This window comes from Maritalea mediterranea (assembly GCF_021568695.1).
Taxonomy (GTDB): Bacteria; Pseudomonadota; Alphaproteobacteria; order Rhizobiales; family Devosiaceae; genus Maritalea; species Maritalea mediterranea.
The window spans coordinates 526,356-542,455 of record NZ_JAKGTI010000001.1 but is presented as its reverse complement, the minus strand read 5'-3'; the positions used below and the strand labels follow the sequence as shown (position 1 = coordinate 542,455).

Annotated in this window: 14 protein-coding genes; 4 read left to right on the top strand and 10 right to left on the bottom strand. The window is 53.0% G+C overall.

Annotated elements, in window-relative coordinates; translation table 11 throughout:
- Positions 1–60: 60 nt before the first annotated feature.
- From L1I42_RS02620 to L1I42_RS02605, 4 genes are read left to right on the top strand one after another with little or no spacing between them, the layout of a single operon-like run.
- Entirely contained in the window at positions 61–1,152 is a 1,092-nt protein-coding gene (locus L1I42_RS02620) for an ABC transporter ATP-binding protein (protein WP_236112946.1), read from the top strand.
- A 4-nt stretch (positions 1,153–1,156) separates the two neighbouring features.
- A complete protein-coding gene (locus L1I42_RS02615) occupies positions 1,157–2,122 on the top strand; it encodes a carbohydrate ABC transporter permease (RefSeq protein ID WP_236112945.1) in 966 nt (321 codons plus the stop codon).
- Between the two features lie 3 nt (positions 2,123–2,125).
- Positions 2,126–2,965 carry a carbohydrate ABC transporter permease gene (locus L1I42_RS02610; protein ID WP_236112944.1) on the top strand — a complete coding sequence of 280 codons (840 nt, stop codon included), beginning with the start codon at positions 2,126–2,128 and terminating at the stop codon, positions 2,963–2,965.
- Positions 2,966–2,969: 4 nt separating this feature from the next.
- The gene (locus tag L1I42_RS02605; RefSeq protein WP_236112943.1) at positions 2,970–3,995 is read left to right on the top strand and encodes a serine hydrolase domain-containing protein; all 1,026 of its coding nucleotides are present in this window, start codon (positions 2,970–2,972) and stop codon (positions 3,993–3,995) included.
- Here the strand turns inward: L1I42_RS02605 and L1I42_RS02600 are convergent.
- From L1I42_RS02600 to L1I42_RS02555, 10 genes are all read right to left on the bottom strand, one after another.
- Entirely contained in the window at positions 3,969–5,423 is a 1,455-nt protein-coding gene (locus L1I42_RS02600; RefSeq protein WP_236112942.1) for an Nramp family divalent metal transporter, read from the bottom strand. The genes L1I42_RS02605 and L1I42_RS02600 overlap by 27 nt on opposite strands.
- Positions 5,424–5,641: 218 nt before the next feature.
- Entirely contained in the window at positions 5,642–6,697 is a 1,056-nt protein-coding gene (locus L1I42_RS02595) for a saccharopine dehydrogenase NADP-binding domain-containing protein (protein ID WP_236112941.1), read from the bottom strand.
- Positions 6,698–6,705: 8 nt separating this feature from the next.
- The gene (locus tag L1I42_RS02590) at positions 6,706–9,198 is read right to left on the bottom strand and encodes a heavy metal translocating P-type ATPase (RefSeq protein WP_236114153.1); all 2,493 of its coding nucleotides are present in this window, start codon (positions 9,196–9,198) and stop codon (positions 6,706–6,708) included.
- A 150-nt stretch (positions 9,199–9,348) separates the two neighbouring features.
- The gene (locus tag L1I42_RS02585) at positions 9,349–9,828 is read right to left on the bottom strand and encodes a c-type cytochrome (protein WP_236112940.1); all 480 of its coding nucleotides are present in this window, start codon (positions 9,826–9,828) and stop codon (positions 9,349–9,351) included.
- A gap of 1 nt (position 9,829) precedes the next feature.
- Entirely contained in the window at positions 9,830–10,495 is a 666-nt protein-coding gene (locus L1I42_RS02580; RefSeq protein WP_439651484.1) for a L,D-transpeptidase, read from the bottom strand.
- Between the two features lie 88 nt (positions 10,496–10,583).
- Positions 10,584–10,907: a hypothetical protein gene (locus tag L1I42_RS02575; protein WP_236112938.1), complete on the bottom strand. Its 324-nt coding sequence runs from the start codon at positions 10,905–10,907 to the stop codon at positions 10,584–10,586.
- A 159-nt stretch (positions 10,908–11,066) separates the two neighbouring features.
- Positions 11,067–11,735 carry an HAD family hydrolase gene (locus L1I42_RS02570; RefSeq protein ID WP_236112937.1) on the bottom strand — a complete coding sequence of 223 codons (669 nt, stop codon included), beginning with the start codon at positions 11,733–11,735 and terminating at the stop codon, positions 11,067–11,069.
- Entirely contained in the window at positions 11,725–12,813 is a 1,089-nt protein-coding gene (locus L1I42_RS02565) for an ABC transporter ATP-binding protein (RefSeq protein WP_236112936.1), read from the bottom strand. Before L1I42_RS02565 ends, L1I42_RS02570 begins: the two co-directional genes overlap by 11 nt.
- A 27-nt stretch (positions 12,814–12,840) precedes the next feature.
- Positions 12,841–14,574 carry an ABC transporter permease gene (locus tag L1I42_RS02560; protein WP_236112935.1) on the bottom strand — a complete coding sequence of 578 codons (1,734 nt, stop codon included), beginning with the start codon at positions 14,572–14,574 and terminating at the stop codon, positions 12,841–12,843.
- Between the two features lie 63 nt (positions 14,575–14,637).
- Positions 14,638–15,972, bottom strand: coding sequence for an ABC transporter substrate-binding protein (locus tag L1I42_RS02555; protein ID WP_236112934.1), 1,335 nt, complete (start codon positions 15,970–15,972; stop codon positions 14,638–14,640).
- Positions 15,973–16,100 lie beyond the last annotated feature (128 nt).

Here is a 16,100-nt window from a genome sequence, read left to right as displayed (position 1 = left end):
GGCTGATCCCTCAATTGCGGCAGCCACCCCAATCCAATTCAGAATTTCAGGGCGACTAAAATGGCAACAATCGAATTGCGCGACGTGACCAAGGACTTTGGCGGTGTACAAGTTATTCATGGCGCGAACTTGTCTATCGAAGACAATGAGTTTGTGGTTTTTGTCGGCCCCTCCGGCTGCGGCAAATCAACTTTGCTGCGCCTTCTTTCCGGGCTAGAAGAACTGAGCGCAGGCGAAATCTATATCGACGGTGAGCGCATTGACCACTTGCCACCCGCCCGCCGTGGCCTGGCCATGGTGTTCCAGTCCTATGCGCTTTATCCGCACATGACGGTTTATCAAAACATGTCTTACGCGCTTAAGGTAGCGCGCAAAAGCAAACAGGAAATTGAAGAAAAGGTGCGCGCAGCGGCGGAGATTTTGCAGCTCACCGAATTGCTGGATCGCAAACCGAAGGCCCTTTCAGGTGGGCAACGTCAACGGGTGGCGATCGGGCGGGCCATTGTGCGAGACCCCAGCGTTTTCCTGTTCGATGAACCATTGTCTAACCTTGACGCTAAACTGCGGGTGCAGATGCGCATTGAGTTGACCAATTTGCACAAGCAATTGCAATCCACCATGATCTACGTCACCCACGATCAAGTGGAAGCGATGACCATGGCCGACAAAATTGTGGTGATGCGCAGCGGCCATATTGAGCAGGTTGGCGCACCGCTGGATCTGTTCAACAAACCGGTCAATAAATTTGTTGCGGGATTTATTGGCTCACCAGCAATGAATTTCTTCAAAGGCCAGATCATCAGCGCAGATGAAGGCACTTATGAAGCGCAACTCGATAATGGCACGCAGTTCAAGTTCAAGGCCCAAGCGGGGCGTTTGACGGTGCAAGACAGCATTGACCTCGGCGTGCGACCTGAGGATTTACAACCCGGCAATACCGGGGCGGGCACCCTGATGGGCAAAGCCACCGCGGTGGAACGGTTGGGTGCGCAAACCTATGCCTATCTGAGTTCCCCCATCAATGAGAACATGATCATCCACTATGCCGGCGACCTAGACATTCAGTCGGGTGAGGAAATCGAGGTGAGCTTTAACCTCGACAGTTGCCACTTGTTCGGCCCGGATGAACAACGCATCGAGTTTGAGGGGTAAACTGATGGCACAACGCACCGCAACGATCAAAACCCCATTTGAAAATGCGCTGGCGCGACGAAGACAGTTGCGCAAACTTTGGCTTGTATTTTTGCTGTTTCCAGCAATCGCCATTCTCCTCACCTTCGTGTTCTTGCCGATGGCCTCGGCCATTCTCTATTCGGTTTATGAATGGGATGGGCTTGTCCGCGGCGAGTTTATTGGCCTAGGGAATTTCCAAAAGGTCTTGCTCGACCCGCGCAACAATCAGTTTCTGATCAACGCCTTTTTTAACAATGTGAAGGTGTTTATCGCCCTGATGCTTGTTCAAAACGGGCTAGCACTGATCTTGGCCCTGTTTCTGGCGCGAGAACCCAAAGGCTATCGCTTTTATCAAATCGCGTTCTTTTTGCCGGTCATCCTGTCGACCGTGATTATCGGCTTTCAGTGGAAATTGTTCCTCAACCCGATTTTTGGTTTGGTCAACACATTGCTGCGTAGCGTGGGCTTGGGTGACTGGGCCATGCCATGGCTTGGCTTGCCTGAAACGGCGCTGGGCGCGATGATTTTGGTCAATGCCTGGCACTGGGTTGGGTTTCCCACCCTGGTGTTCCTCGCTGCCATTCACCGCATTCCCAAAGATTTGATTGAAGCCGCACGCCTTGATGGCGCCAGCGAGTGGATGATCGCCCGTGATATTATCTGGCCGCTCATGGCCCCCGCGGTTACGATCATCGTTGTGTTGACGTTTATCGGGTCGTTCAACTGGTTCGAAATCCCCTATATTATGGGCGGTCTTGAAGGGTCCCCAGCCTACTCAACTGATATGCTTGGCCTGTTGTTCTACCGCACGGCCTTCGGTTCTGTAAGCGCAGGCAATTCAGATTTCGGCACGGGTTCCGCCCTTGCGGTGCTGATCTTTATCTTCATTTTCACTTTTTCAACCATTGCCACGCGCTATCTCACCAGCCGCGAAGTGGAGCTGAGCTAAATCATGAGCACATTGAACAAGAAATCAGGAGATCTGGGCACTTGGCTGATGCATATTTTTCTCGGCGTAAATGCCGTGATTATGCTTTACCCCATCATTATGATGGCGCTTTCGAGCTTTAAGACCAATCAGGAGATTTTCTCCTCGCCTTTCAGCCTGCCGAAAAGCTTCAGCTTTGATAATTTTGCGATCATCTGGTCGCAAACCAATGTGCCACGCTATTTCATCAACTCCACCATTGTGACCGGTCTGTCGGTTTTGGTGTTGTTGGTGGTGGGCACCATGGCGGCCTATGCATTGTCGCGTTATAAGTTCAAAGGCAATATTATGATTTCGCTGTTCTTTTTGAGCGGCCTTATGCTGCCTTTGCGTTTGGCGATTATTCCGCTTTTCATTCAGCTCAAAGCCCTTGGTTTGGTGGACAATCTATTGGGTTTGATTTGCATTTATACCGCCATGTCCCTGCCCGCCACTGTTTTCATCATGACCGGATTTTTGCGCTCTTTGCCATCGGAATTGGAAGACAGCGCCCGCATGGACGGGGCCAGTGAATTCCGCATTATGGTGGAAATCATGGTGCCCCTGATCACCCCGGCCATGGTGATTGCCGGTATTTATAATGCCGTGCCGATCTGGAACGATTTCTTCTTCCCGTTGATCTTCATCCAATCGCCGGAATGGAAAACATTGGCGCAAGGTCTCACGGCATTCTTTGGCGAATACTCGATCAATTATGGTGTGCTCTATGCCGGGCTAACGCTTGCCGCATTGCCCATCATGCTGGTGTTCATTGTGCAGTCTCGCCGGTTTATTGCCGGCATGACGGCCGGCGCCATCAAGTAATCCAATGGATCGCATTGACCGATTGGTGCATACCCATATGGCCAGCGGCACTTTCCCGTGCGCGGAGGTGCTGGTGGCCCATGGCGAAAGGGTGCGACTGCACAAAGCTTATGGCTTTATGGAGGGCAGTGACATAGCACCACTTCATAAAGGCGCGTTGTTCGACCTCGCCTCTTTGACCAAACCGTTGGCCACCGCACAATTATTGGTGACCTTAGCCCACAAAGGAAAGATTGCGCTTGATGCACCTGTACGCCAATATTTGCCCGACTTAAGGGCCGCGCAGCATCATGACTTCACCGTCCGGCAATTGGCGTTACATCAGGCAGGTTTTGCTGCGGACGACCCTTTTGCCAAAAACGCGGAAAATATTGATGCGGCCTGGCATGCATTGTTTGACATTGGGCTTGCCTATCCCCCAGGCACACAAATGGTTTATTCCTGTCTCGGCTACTTACTGCTGGGGAAAATCATTGAACGCGTGACCGGTCTGCCCCTTGATCAAGCCTTCGCACTTTTGATCGCCGAGCCACTGGGGCTCAGGCAAACAATGTTCACCCCTTTGGAAGTAAGTGGAAGACGGCCCCCAATTGTGCCGACGGTGCCCACCATTCGCCGCAGCGGCTATATTCGCGGCATGGTGAATGACAGCACGGCGCGCTGCCTTGGGGGCAAAGTGGGAAATGCGGGACTGTTCTCCACTGCCGAAGAGGTGCATAAAATGGCGTGCCACTTGCTGGCGCAACATGATCCGCTGTTCTTTGAAAATGGTAATCGTGCAGGTCTCACCCCCCGCACCATCGGCTTTGAATATCATGATTTAAAATATGCGGGTGCCAGCTGTGGTGATCATTTTGGCCCCGGTGCCATCGGCCACACGGGCTTCACGGGCACATCATTATGGCTTGACCCGAAATCAGATTTGATCGTTATCGCCTTAACCAATCGGGTTTATGCCTCTTACCGAGAGTCTATACCGGCCATGCGTCAGTTCCGCATTGATTTACATGCTGCCGCTCAGAAAATTTAGCACATAGAGCACCATAAACACGCCATAGAACAAGCCGGCAGCCAGCATCAAAAAGTTGAACACCCCATTCGGGCGAACCTCTTCCGGCAATTTCAGATTAAGCGCAAAAGTGGTGAAGACAATAAAGGGCGTGTGCACCGCGGCGATGATCCCGGAGAAAGACATGATTTTTACCGGATCGCCAATCATCAGAATCAGCATTGTGGATGTTATGCCGGTGACCCCCACCAGATAGAATATTTTAAGGGCCTGACGACAGGTCATGGATGGCGGCCGCCAAAACACCATTGGCTTCATCCAGCGGGGCGTTTCCTTATATTTGGCCTGTGCGTCCCCACCTTGCTCGTAAGGCTTTAGCGGGATCAACAAGGTAATGTCAGCGAACGAGCGCGACCAGCCATCCTGATTGGCAATCACGCTGCCGCCCAAAATCACAATGATGGCCATCATCATGATCCAATAGCCCAAGCTACCCCAAATCTCGGACAATAATTTGGTGAGTTGCAACGCCACATCCACCCCGGAAGGTACGATGCCGGCAGGTTTCAGCAATTCAACACCGAGAACCAGAAAACTGGTGATGGTGAGTGTGCCGATAAGCACCCCGACCAAAGCGGTGTTCGACATGGTGCCCATCCAACTTTGCAGCCGGTTGACGGCCGTTTGACGATCTTGTGGCGCCCGATCCTGCTCCTCGACCTCGTCGACATCTTCGCCCTTGTGGAGTTCGCCCACGGCGCCGCCATATCCTTTGGTGCTGACCCAATAGGAATACCATAAAATGCCCATTGACCCCGCCAAGATGGTGCCAACCCACGGCAGAATGAAAGGAATATTGAGGTTTTGTGGACGCCCGGGCACTACCCCCTCAACAAACATGGCCATATCAGGCTTGGACTGGAGGGCGGCAAGAAACGTAACCACAACCATGAAGAGCGCAAAAATCTGAGCCACACGGGACACCCATTTGTAGCCCCCAAACCCAACAAGGAGGACAGACGCCCAAAGCAGGACGTTAGACCAGAGCAATAGCCCACCGGGCAGAATGGTTTTGATGGCGCTTCCCGCAAGACCAGACAGACCGGCCACACCGACGGAAGCGGCAAAGAGCTGCGGAATAAAGATCAGCCATAACGGCCAATTTTTTGGCCCGGGCAAGGTTCGAAATCCGTCCAGCACGGTGCGACCGGTCACGACGGAAAATCGACCGGCCTCGCGGATCATCACCCACATCAACAGGCACACCAGCCACAAAAGCCAAACAAACTCATAGCCATATTCAGACCCGACACGCGGCGTGAACAAGATTGAACCGGACCCAACCGAAGAAATCGCCCACAATATGCCGGGCCCCCACCACTTTATGCGCTCCTTACCGGCCGGGGCTTCAGGCACATATGAACGAATGGCAATCGGTTTTTGTGACACGGTTCCTCTTCTGGCAAAACATTCGCCGAGCTACACCACTTGATGAGGCCCGGATAAAACAAACGGATGAACCTGTTTAGATTGAATGCGAAACAAGCCGTATTGTTCCTGCATGCAGGTCTAAGACCGACTATATCAAGCCGGCCGCGCTCATGGGCAGTCGAGTTTCCCCTAAACGCGATCATCATATCGCGCCTGGCAAAAATCGCCGGACCTAGTTATAGGCTTTCATGCCACTTCAGGTGGGAGAGTTGTTGTCGGATTTGACTCAGTTTCATTACATCCGGCAAGGAACGCACGCCCTTTTGCCCACTCCGGCGCAAACGGAGCGCGGCCATGGCAGCGATGTCGCCGGTCAGTTCTGATTGATCGGGCCCCAACATTTCTATGCTGCCCATTATTTGACCTGCCTGATCGGATGCCACCGTCTTAAGGGAAGTGCGGATCGGGCCAAGGGGCGGAAGCTTGCCCATAAGCGATGCTAATGTGCCTGCATGTCGATGGATGAGGCGACTGAGCGGCAGCCGCAGCAGCGCGCCGATAACCTGATTTATCCAATTTGGGGCAACGCTGACAAATGTTTGCGCCGTTTGCAGATTGTGGCGCTGTGCTATGGTGACCTGATCCGAAAAACCCACGCCGACCGCTGTGACCTGCCTTTCAGTGGGCAGATCAAAACTTGCTTTTGTGATCTGATCGCGCGGATGCACCATGTGCCGTGCCCCATTCTTTTCGATGGGATAGGTAGTCGAGAGTGCTTCAAAAACCCACTTGGTTGCAGCTTGGCCATGATGTTTGCCCATGCCCATCTCAATATAGGTCTCGATCGAGACGAGCTTGGGGAATTTAGCGGCCATGTGGGCGGCCATCAGATTGGTCAAACCCGGCGATGTACCCACATCGGTCAGACACAGGCTTTTGTCCGGATGGCCAGAGAAAATGGTCCGCACGCGATTAAGGTAGCCGTCGGTGGCCGACACATCGATAAAAATGACGCCCATCTCAGCCATTGAGATCAGCCAGTCCTTGGATATGGCTTCAACTGTATTGATGATGATATCGCCCGGTTCGAAAATTTTTGGGCGAACGGGCCCCGTTACATCCAGTTCAAAGGCCCGCACCGGCTTGCCCAGTTTTTGTGCCAGTTCAGCCGCTTTTTCGCCGCCACGACCGGCCACCAGAATTTCATCTTCATGTTGGGCTGTGGCATGCAGGCGCCGCGTTGCCGCGGCACCTACTTCACCATACCCGCCAATGATCCAATATCGGGCCATCCTGCGATCTATCCTGCGGCCTGCGTCTGCTGGGCGGGCGGGCTAAAGCGCCGCAGGCGCAATGCATTGCCCAACACAAACACACTTGAGAGCGCCATCGCCCCTGCGGCCAACATGGGCGACAACAATGTGCCCGTGAAGGGGTAAAGCAAACCAGCGGCTACCGGAATAAGGCTCGCATTGTAAGCAAAGGCCCAGAACAGGTTTTGGTGGATGTTTTTGATGGACGCTTTGGAGAGGCCAATCGCGTTCGCCACCCCGCGCATGTCACCAGACATCAGCACCACATCGGCACTTTCAATGGCAATATCTGTGCCGGTGCCAATCGCGATGCCGACATCGGCTTGGGCCAATGCTGGCGCATCATTGATGCCGTCGCCCACAAAGCTCACATGGGTGTCGTTTTGCTGCAATTGCTTAATCGCATCCACCTTGCCTGCGGGCAGCACCTCCGCGATTACCGTGTCGATGTTCAGCTTCTTGGCAATGGCATCTGCGGTGGCTTGGTTGTCGCCGGTGATCATGGCCACTTTCAGCCCCAGGCGATGCAACGCCTCAATGGCTTGTGGTGTGGTTTCCTTCACCGGGTCTGCCACCGCAACAATTGCTGCCAGCTTGCCATCAATTGCCGCGTAGAGTGGGGTTTTGGCTTCATCGCCCAACGCTTTGGAGATATCCGCATGTGCCGTCAAATCATGGCCCAGCTTGCGCATATAGCGGTCTGCCCCCACCTCGATTTTGCGACCGTTGGCTTCTGCTTCAATGCCATAGCCGGTAACGGAGTTAAAACTTGTGGTGTCCGGCACATCCAAGCCCTGCTCCTTCGCGGCAATCACAATGGCTTCAGCGATCGGATGTTCTGAATTGCTCTCCGCCGCAGCAACAAGCGCCAAGGCCTCACCTTCATCAAAACCGTTCAACACGGTAAAGTCGGTGAGCGCCGGACGACCCAACGTCAGCGTGCCGGTTTTATCTACGGCGACAATGTCCGTGTTTTTCAGATCCTGCAGGGCTTCACCATTGCGGAACAATACACCCATTTCTGCCGCCCGGCCCGTACCAACCATGATGGAGGTTGGCGTGGCCAAGCCCATGGCACACGGACAGGCAATGATCAAAACTGCCACGCCATTGACCAAGGCGAACGACAAGGCAGGGTCTGGGCCAAAGATCAGCCACACGCCAACCGTCAATGCAGCCACCAGCATCACGATGGGCACGAACACGGCGGTGACTTTATCGACCAGTGCCTGGATCGGCAGTTTTGCCCCTTGGGCGTTTTCGACCATCTTGATGATCTGCGCCAAGGCACTATCTGAACCCACTTTTGTGGCGCGGAATTCAAAGCTGCCGGTTTTGTTGATGGTGCCGCCAATAACTTCGCTGCCGATCTCTTTTTCCACCGGCACGGGCTCACCAGAGATCATGGCCTCATCAACAAAGCTGCTGCCTTTGATCACTTCGCCATCCACAGGCACTTTTTCACCGGGACGAACGCGCACAATGTCGCCTTCCACCACGTCATCCAAAGGCACTTCAACGAAGTTGCCATCGCGCGACACATGGGCCGATTTGGCCTGCAATTGCATGAGTTTGGTGATGGCTTCGCTGGTGCGGCCTTTGGCGCGCGCTTCCAGCACACGCCCCAAAAGGATCAGCGTGATGATCACCGCGCTGGCTTCATAATAGACATTGGCCGTGCCTTCAGGCAGCAGAAACGCTGCAAAAGTCGCCACAACGGAAAAGCCCCACGCGGCGGAAGAGCCGAGCACCACCAGCGCGTTCATTTCAGGCGCCAGGCGCATCAGGGCTGGAATGCCCTTTTTGTAAAACACCAAGCCCGGCCCGAACTGTACGATGGTGGCCAGCACAAAGTAGAAATAATAAAGATTTTGCCGCCCGAAATTCTGCATCAGCAGTTCATGCATGCCTGGAATAAAGTGGGAACCCATCTCGAGCACAAACAAGGGCACTGTAAATATGGCCGCAATAATAAAATTGCGTTTCAGGCCATTATATTCGGCTTCTTTGCTGGCCGCGCGGTCTTCCAGCGCATTTGTCGATTTGTCCCGCAAGGTCGCAGGATAACCAATTTTTTTCGCCGCGGCCAAAAGCTCGTGTGTCGATACATTGGAAGCGGCTTCGACCTGCGCACTTTCGCTGGCCAAATTGACATTGGCGTTGACCACACCTTCAACGGATTTGAGCGCATCTTCCACCCGCTTCACGCAGGAGGCACATGTCATGCCCTCAATGTCGAGCATGATGGTTTTTGTGGGCACCCCATAGCCAGCGGCTTCGATGGATTGAATAACTTCGGATAAACCATTTGGATCCGACATTTGAATGCGCGCGGTTTCTGTCGCCAGATTGACAGATACGTCCGAAACACCCTGCACGCCTGAAATCGCGGTTTCTGCGCGTTTGACGCAGGATGCGCAGGTCATGCCTGAGATGGCGAGATTGATCACTTGATCATTGCTTTTTGCCTGGGCAGTCATGGTCTTACTTTCGGTTTCGTTTTTGAACACTGACCTCACCCTAATCCTTCCAGTGATTGGAAGGTCAAGCGCTATTTTGAAACCGAATTTGGCGCACTTTTTTGACCCAGACAACGGATTGCCGTCTGGGCCGTTATCTGGGCCTAAGCTCTAGCGGCCAGTATTAATTTGGTCGTGACGTCCCTGCACCTTGGCAGGCCAAGTGGATTTGATATAGGCCAGCACGGCGATAATTTCGTCGTCTGTCAATACCTCTTCATAAACGGGCATATCTGTCTGATAGGCTGGATTGTTGCTCAGCCGGGCGATGCCATATTTGGTCAATTTGAACAGCAATTCGTCACTGTGATGCCAAGTGTGACCAGTCTCGTCATGAGGCGGTGCCGGCATACGTCCTGAGGGTTTGGGTTGTTGCCAGTCGGCCTCCCCCTCCAGATTGTCGCCGTGGCAAGCAGCACAATTGGCCGCATATATTTGCTGCCCAAGATCAATCACTTTAGCATTTTTATAGGGCAATAAACCTGTCGGTTCATCCGTTGCGACAGTGTTGAATTGTGTGTATCCCCAATAGCCGCCGGCCAGAACCAACAATACTGCTCCCGCGAGGAGACCTTTGTTCATCAGCTTCATATTACACCACCACAATTGGGGTCTTGTTGGGGACCCGTTGATAAAGATCGATTATGTCGTGATTGAACAGACGAACGCAGCCGCTGGAAACAGCTTTGCCGATGCTCCAATATTCTGGCGTACCATGCAAACGATATAGGGTATCTCTACCGTTTTGAAAAATATACAGCGCGCGCGCCCCTAAAGGGTTTTTTAAGCCAGGTGCCATCCCCCCGTTTTCATGGCTGTATTTTGCCAAATGGGGTTCTCGTTTGATCATTTCCGCAGGTGGAGTCCATGTGGGCCATTTCCGTTTCCACTGCACAACCGCGCGGCCTGACCAGGCAAATCCGGCACGCCCCAATCCGACTCCATAGCGGATCGCCTTGTTGGTTGGCTGCACAAGATAGAGGAAAAAATCAGATGTATCGACAATGATGGTGCCAACCGGTTCTTTTGTACGGTAGCGCACAGTTTGGCGATAGAACTGCGGATCAATCTTTTCAACAGGCAATGCTGAAATGGGAAACCGCTCCTTCGGCATCGGGCCATATAGGGCTTGTGCCGCACTTAAATCTGGAGCTTCCTGAGCCGTCGTTGTGCATCCGGCAAGCACACCAGTAATTGTGAAAGCGCCTGCCGCTTTCAATAGATATCGCCGTTCCGGCGAGAAGTGAGATGAACTCATTTTTAAACCACATATATTACTCGGCCAGCCGCACAACACCTCCTCAAAGGCGTGCAAGGCGCTGGCCCTCCAACATCAAAAGGTGAATTTAGATGCGGCTTAATATGGGCGGCGGCCCGTTTGGCCATTCCTGAAAGGGTCGCATTGCCCGCACAGAGGGCGTTTTGGTTTCAGCCAAACTCCTGGGAAGTAGCAAAGCGATGTCACCTAAAATGGCATGGACACACTCGCTGGCACAATCCTCAGCATCCATCGAGGGAATGGCACCATCGCAGCATTTATGAACCCTTTCCCCGCCTTGCTCCAGCGTGCTGGTCAGCGCAAAGCCGTCGCCCTGCGCCGCGCTACTCGCAATGTTGAGCTGACCCAAAAGCAATAATGCAGCGGCCAAAAGGGTAAAAATTCTGAACATACCTTCAATCTAACCCTACCGCGCAGGCATTTCTAGTGAAAAAGAGAAATGCCTTCCCCCTGCCTTTCGGCGAACCCCAATCAGCACGTCTCAGACAAAATGCCGCGAGCAAGCCATATGCTCATCTAAATGTTTGAAATAGCAAAAGCGTAGCCGAAGCTACGCCTTTGCCGGTGTGGGTAACAGATCAATCAAATTATAATGATCGATCAGTATTTGGCAGGGCTGAGACTTCAGGCTGCCAAATCCTTGGGTGTGGAATGCAAATTCCACTTTGGCGCGGTGGGCGGCTTCTGCGTCCACGTCGCTATCGCCGATAAACAGAGCTTGGGACGACGCACACTTAAACTGCGCAAGACAATACAGAATCGGGTCCGGCGCAGGTTTCGGTTTGTCCACCGTTTCAAATCCCACAATCTCATCGAAATAATGATCGATGCCAAACCCGGCGAGAATTTTGCGGGCGCGGGCAACCGGGCGATTGGTGCAAAGGCCAATTTTGGCTCCTGCTTTTCTGATTTGTGCCAACAAGGCATCCACACCCTCAAAAAGAGTGCTCTGGCTGCCATCGGCGGCGTCATAGGCTTGTTCAAAAACGCGCGTTGCTTCAATTAATTGTTGCGCAGTCAGGTTGGCACCAACCCGTACCAAACATCGGGCAATGAACATTCCTTGCCCGTTGCCGATAAAGCTTTTCACTTCAGCAGCAGGGATTGGCTCGTGACCGATCGTTTTAAGCATGATGCTGGCTGCATGGTGGAAGTCGCCCAGACTATCCACCAGCGTGCCATCCAGATCAAAAATGATCGCGCGATATTTAAGCGGCATGTTTCACTTCTTTTTTCGGCAGAAATACACCGCTTTTTTTGTTGATGTCGAGGCCGACTTCCGCCCCGACGTCCAGCACAGGTTGATCAAGTGCATGGCTTTGATCAACAACCATCTGCGTGTTGGCGACATCAACTAGGTAACGCACCTGTGCGCCCAAAAACTCGCGGTGACTGATTTTGCCAGTTAACGCACTGGCGCTCGGGTCTGGCCGCACCACAATATTTTGTGGTCGCAACACCAAATTGCCTTCGCCAAGTACAGAAGATTCAATGGCTATTTTCTCCCCTGTAATCAATTCAATCTGTGCGCCACCGTCAGCTCTTGTAATCTCCCCTTCCAAAATGTTGGCGGTACCCAAAAAGCGGGCCACAAACAGATTCTCCGGGTGGTCGTAAAGCATTTGCGGGCTGCCAATTTGCTGCACCACACCCTGATCCAACACCGCCATCCGGTCGGCGGTGGTGTTGGCCTCTTCCTGATCGTGAGTCACAAAAATGGTGGTCAGCCCCAATTTGCGTTGCAAGGCTAATAGCTCGCGCCGCATCTGCACCCGCAGGCTCGCATCCAGGTTGGACAGGGGTTCGTCCAGGAGCAGCACATCGGGCTCCACCACAATGGTGCGGGCTAGCGCAACGCGTTGTTGCTGACCACCAGAAAGTTGAGACGGCATGCGCTCGGCATAGTCAAGCAAGCCGACGAGGGATAGGGCCGCCTCAACCTTTTCGTTTATCTGGTTGCTGGGAACTTTTTTCTCCACCAGGCCAAAGGCCACGTTTTTGCGCACAGACATGTGGGGCCAAAGCGCATAGCTTTGAAACACCATACCCACATTACGCTCCCAGGGAGGCAGGCCCGCCAAGTCGCGATCACCCACCAGAATTTTACCCTTTGGGCGCGGGCCGAAGCCCGCTATTGCCCGCAGGAGGGTTGATTTACCCGAACCAGATGGTCCGAGAAAGGCGAAGAATTCACCCGCCTTGATTTCAAGATTTACCCCGGTCAACACTTTGGTGTTGCCAAAGGACAGATGCAGATTTTGGATAGAAATCCCTGCGCTTTTTTGAATTAAAGTCATTTGAGTTCCTCCACAGTGGACGAGCGCTTAGCGCTCGCCAGTCCGGTGTTTCCGATCACGGTCAATAATATATTGGGCCAGCAACGTACCCGCCGCGACGATGATGACAGCGAAGATGCCAAGAGCAGCCCCTGCCCCCCGTCCGGATGGGCTTTGCATGAACAAGTAGATGCCATAAGCCAGCGGCGCATCCTGGTCGGTAGAGACCAGCATGATGGTGGCCGACAATTCCACCGCAGCGGTTGCGAAGCTGGTAACAAAGCCGGCCAGAATGCCGCCCGACATCAAAGGCACAACAATGCGGCGGATGGTGCTGGAACGATCAGCCCCCAGGCTCTCAGCCGCCTCCTCAAGCGAAATGCTGACTTGTTGCAGAGCCGCCGTACACGCCCGCAAAGCATAGGGCAGGCGACGGATGGTGAGCGCAACCAGGATGATGACCCACCATGAAGCAAGCGGTTTGCCAACCAGCGGCACCTCAAAATCATTGAAGGTCCGCAGATAGCCGATACCCAGAACAACGCCCGGCACGGCCAACGCGGCAGTTGCCATATAATCGAGCCATTGGCGGCCGATGATTTTGGTGCGCAGCACAATGTAGGCAATCGCAGTGGCCAGCACCACATCGATAAACGCAGCCAAACCGGCATAAACCAGGGTGTTTTTGATGTAGACACCCGATTGCGCAAACATGGTTTGAAAATTGTCCAGCGTGTAGCCATCGGGCAGCGGGCTATAGGACCAAATTGTGCCAAAGGCCAACAACGCCAGTGCGATGTGCGGTGACAACACCATCAACAGGATGAGGATCACAATGGCGTACGCGAAGATATTTTCTCGTGTCGAAAGCTTGCGACGGCTCAGACCGCCGCCGCCCTTTTGCGTGGTGGCATAGTCTTTCCCCCGCATCAGCAAGAAGCTTGCCCAAAGAGAAAACACTGAGAATGCGACAAGAATAAAGGAAATCACGTACCCCATCGGGTCGGAAATGCCGATTGATGAGATGCGCAGATAGGCTTGCGGGGCGAGCATATTATTGACGTTCAACAGCAATGGCGTGCCCAGATCGTCAAAAACCTTGATAAAGACCAAGGAAGCGCCAGCCAAATAACCTGGCGCGGCCAACGGGAACACCACGCGACGGAACAAGCGCAAGCCGTGGGCACCGAGATTTTGAGCGCTCTCTTCCATAGACCGGTCAATATTGCGCAAGCTGGCAGAAAGATTGATCAGGATAAAGGGGAAATAGTGCACACTCTGCACCAAAATCACCCCATTGAGCCCTTCCATAAATGGGATATTGATCCCCCAATTGGCCAGCAGCAAATTAAACGTGCCGTTGCGGCCAAACAAAAGCTGCATGGCGATGGCCCCCACAAAGGGCGGCATGATCAGGGGAATAAAGCCCAGGCTTTGTATGAGCATCGAGCCGCTAAACTCAAACCGGGAAGTGATGTACGCCAGCGGCAAAGCAAACACGCTGGCCACAACAACAGACATGGCCGACACATAAAATGAGTTATAAAAGCTTTCTCTGAATAATGAGGAGCTGAAGAAGTCCCCAAAATTCTGCAAAGTCAGGCCGCCGGTTTGTGGGTCCAGAAAGGCGACATATATCACCTTGGCTACCGGCAGGATCAAAAAGCCAAACAAGAGCGTTGCGATAAAGATGGCTGCCAAGACGGTGCCTGAGAATTTTGGAAACAGCACATCTGTCAAGCGGCGGCGTGCAGGTGCCGCGCCAGCGGTTTGATGAGTCATGATGGAATACCTTTGTCCCGAAAATGGTGCTGGCCCGTGGGGCCAACACCGGTGTTTGGTCACTTACAGCATTGAGGCCGCTTGATCGGCGAGTTCCTTCGCCTTGGCGTAGTTGGCAACCACTTGAGCATCCCATTCCTGCTCAACTTCGGCCTGACGCCCTTCAACCACATCTTCAGCCTTCTTCCGCTTGGTCTTGAAGATGGCCGCAAAGTCAGGGTCTTGAGCTGTTGCTTCGTCAATTGGCACTTCTGCGATCAAGGCCCGGGCCTCATCAATCAACGCCTTGGCTTGTGCATTATCCGCGTCACCCAATTTCTCTTCCGCCATCTGAACGGCACGCACGGCTTCGCGCAAATCATCCAAACGGTAAGTGATCATCACGTCGAACAAGGAATTGACAACATTGTAGCGGTTGCCTGACTTCTCGACATCAAAATTCACCGAGGCTTCGATGGTGCCATTGAACGGATTTGGGAAATTTTCCGGTGCGTTGGCATAAGCTTCAATGTTCACCGGCAAACGACGAATTTCAGGATGGTAGAGCAATTCCTGCCCTGGAACAGACAACAAGAACTCGATAAAATCCTTTGCAGCCTGCTCATTTGGCGCATTGTTGATGATGCCCACATTGGCCGGCACAATCGCGGTGGTTTTGGGATAAACAAAATCAACAGGGAAGCCGGATGCTTTTGAAGCAAGGCCGAAAAAGTCGATCACAATACCTAGGCCGAACTGACCGGAATTCACCCCGTCCGGCACCCCAAAGCTGCGCTCGGTAACGGTGGCAAAATTGCCTGCGATGAATTTCCACTGGGCCCAGCCCTCTTCCCAACCTTCACCTTGAAGCACTGCCTCAACGGTCAAATGGGTCGTGCCGGAGCGTGACGGGGCAGACATCCCCACATGGCCGAAATATTCCGGCTCGGCCAATTCAATCCACTGTTGTGCCGGCTCCAGCCCCTTGGCATTCAAGTAGCGCTCATTGTACATAATGCCATAGCCAGCGGCAGCAAAACCATTATAGAACCCTTCAGGGTCGTTCATTGGATAACCAGCCACATCTGGCGGAATATTGTCGTTGGTGACGCCGCTTTTCATCAACAAACCGTCTGATTTCAACACTTCAAACGCATCTGGCGCAGACGCCCAGAAAATATCTGATGTGTTGGAAGACGCTGTTTCCTGAATATATTTCACCGACGACGATGTCGACTTGTTGACGATCTCCACATCAATGTCTGGATACATCTCCTCGAACTTTTGCTCAAATGGCGTGGTCAATGTTTTTGGGAACGACGTGACAACTACCAATTTTTCAGCAGCAATCGCTGTCGTTGTGCCTGCGGTCGCCGCGAAGGCAACACTGGCAAGCAGTGCATTACGCAATAGATTCATACCGATTTTCCTCCCAAATCTAGGTATACGGAATAGTCCGCGCCCTAACATCTGCAAGAGGTATGCCAAGAAGGGATATGCAATATAAGCTACTGATAAATATAAATAAATCTAAATATATCTTGATC

Bases quoted from the DNA above. Each gene is read 5' to 3' on its own strand.
- L1I42_RS02620 (WP_236112946.1), top strand. From the start codon at position 61: ATGGCAACAATCGAATTGCGCGACGTGACCAAGGACTTTGGCGGTGTA.
- L1I42_RS02615 (WP_236112945.1), top strand. From the start codon at position 1,157: ATGGCACAACGCACCGCAACGATCAAAACCCCATTTGAAAATGCGCTG.
- L1I42_RS02610 (WP_236112944.1), top strand. From the start codon at position 2,126: ATGAGCACATTGAACAAGAAATCAGGAGATCTGGGCACTTGGCTGATG.
- L1I42_RS02605 (WP_236112943.1), top strand. From the start codon at position 2,970: ATGGATCGCATTGACCGATTGGTGCATACCCATATGGCCAGCGGCACT.
- L1I42_RS02595 (WP_236112941.1), bottom strand. From the start codon at position 6,697: ATGGCCCGATATTGGATCATTGGCGGGTATGGTGAAGTAGGTGCCGCG.
- L1I42_RS02590 (WP_236114153.1), bottom strand. From the start codon at position 9,198: ATGACTGCCCAGGCAAAAAGCAATGATCAAGTGATCAATCTCGCCATC.
- L1I42_RS02585 (WP_236112940.1), bottom strand. From the start codon at position 9,828: ATGAAGCTGATGAACAAAGGTCTCCTCGCGGGAGCAGTATTGTTGGTT.
- L1I42_RS02580 (WP_439651484.1), bottom strand. From the start codon at position 10,495: ATGAGTTCATCTCACTTCTCGCCGGAACGGCGATATCTATTGAAAGCG.
- L1I42_RS02575 (WP_236112938.1), bottom strand. From the start codon at position 10,907: ATGTTCAGAATTTTTACCCTTTTGGCCGCTGCATTATTGCTTTTGGGT.
- L1I42_RS02570 (WP_236112937.1), bottom strand. From the start codon at position 11,735: ATGCCGCTTAAATATCGCGCGATCATTTTTGATCTGGATGGCACGCTG.
- L1I42_RS02565 (WP_236112936.1), bottom strand. From the start codon at position 12,813: ATGACTTTAATTCAAAAAAGCGCAGGGATTTCTATCCAAAATCTGCAT.
- L1I42_RS02560 (WP_236112935.1), bottom strand. From the start codon at position 14,574: ATGACTCATCAAACCGCTGGCGCGGCACCTGCACGCCGCCGCTTGACA.
- L1I42_RS02555 (WP_236112934.1), bottom strand. From the start codon at position 15,972: ATGAATCTATTGCGTAATGCACTGCTTGCCAGTGTTGCCTTCGCGGCG.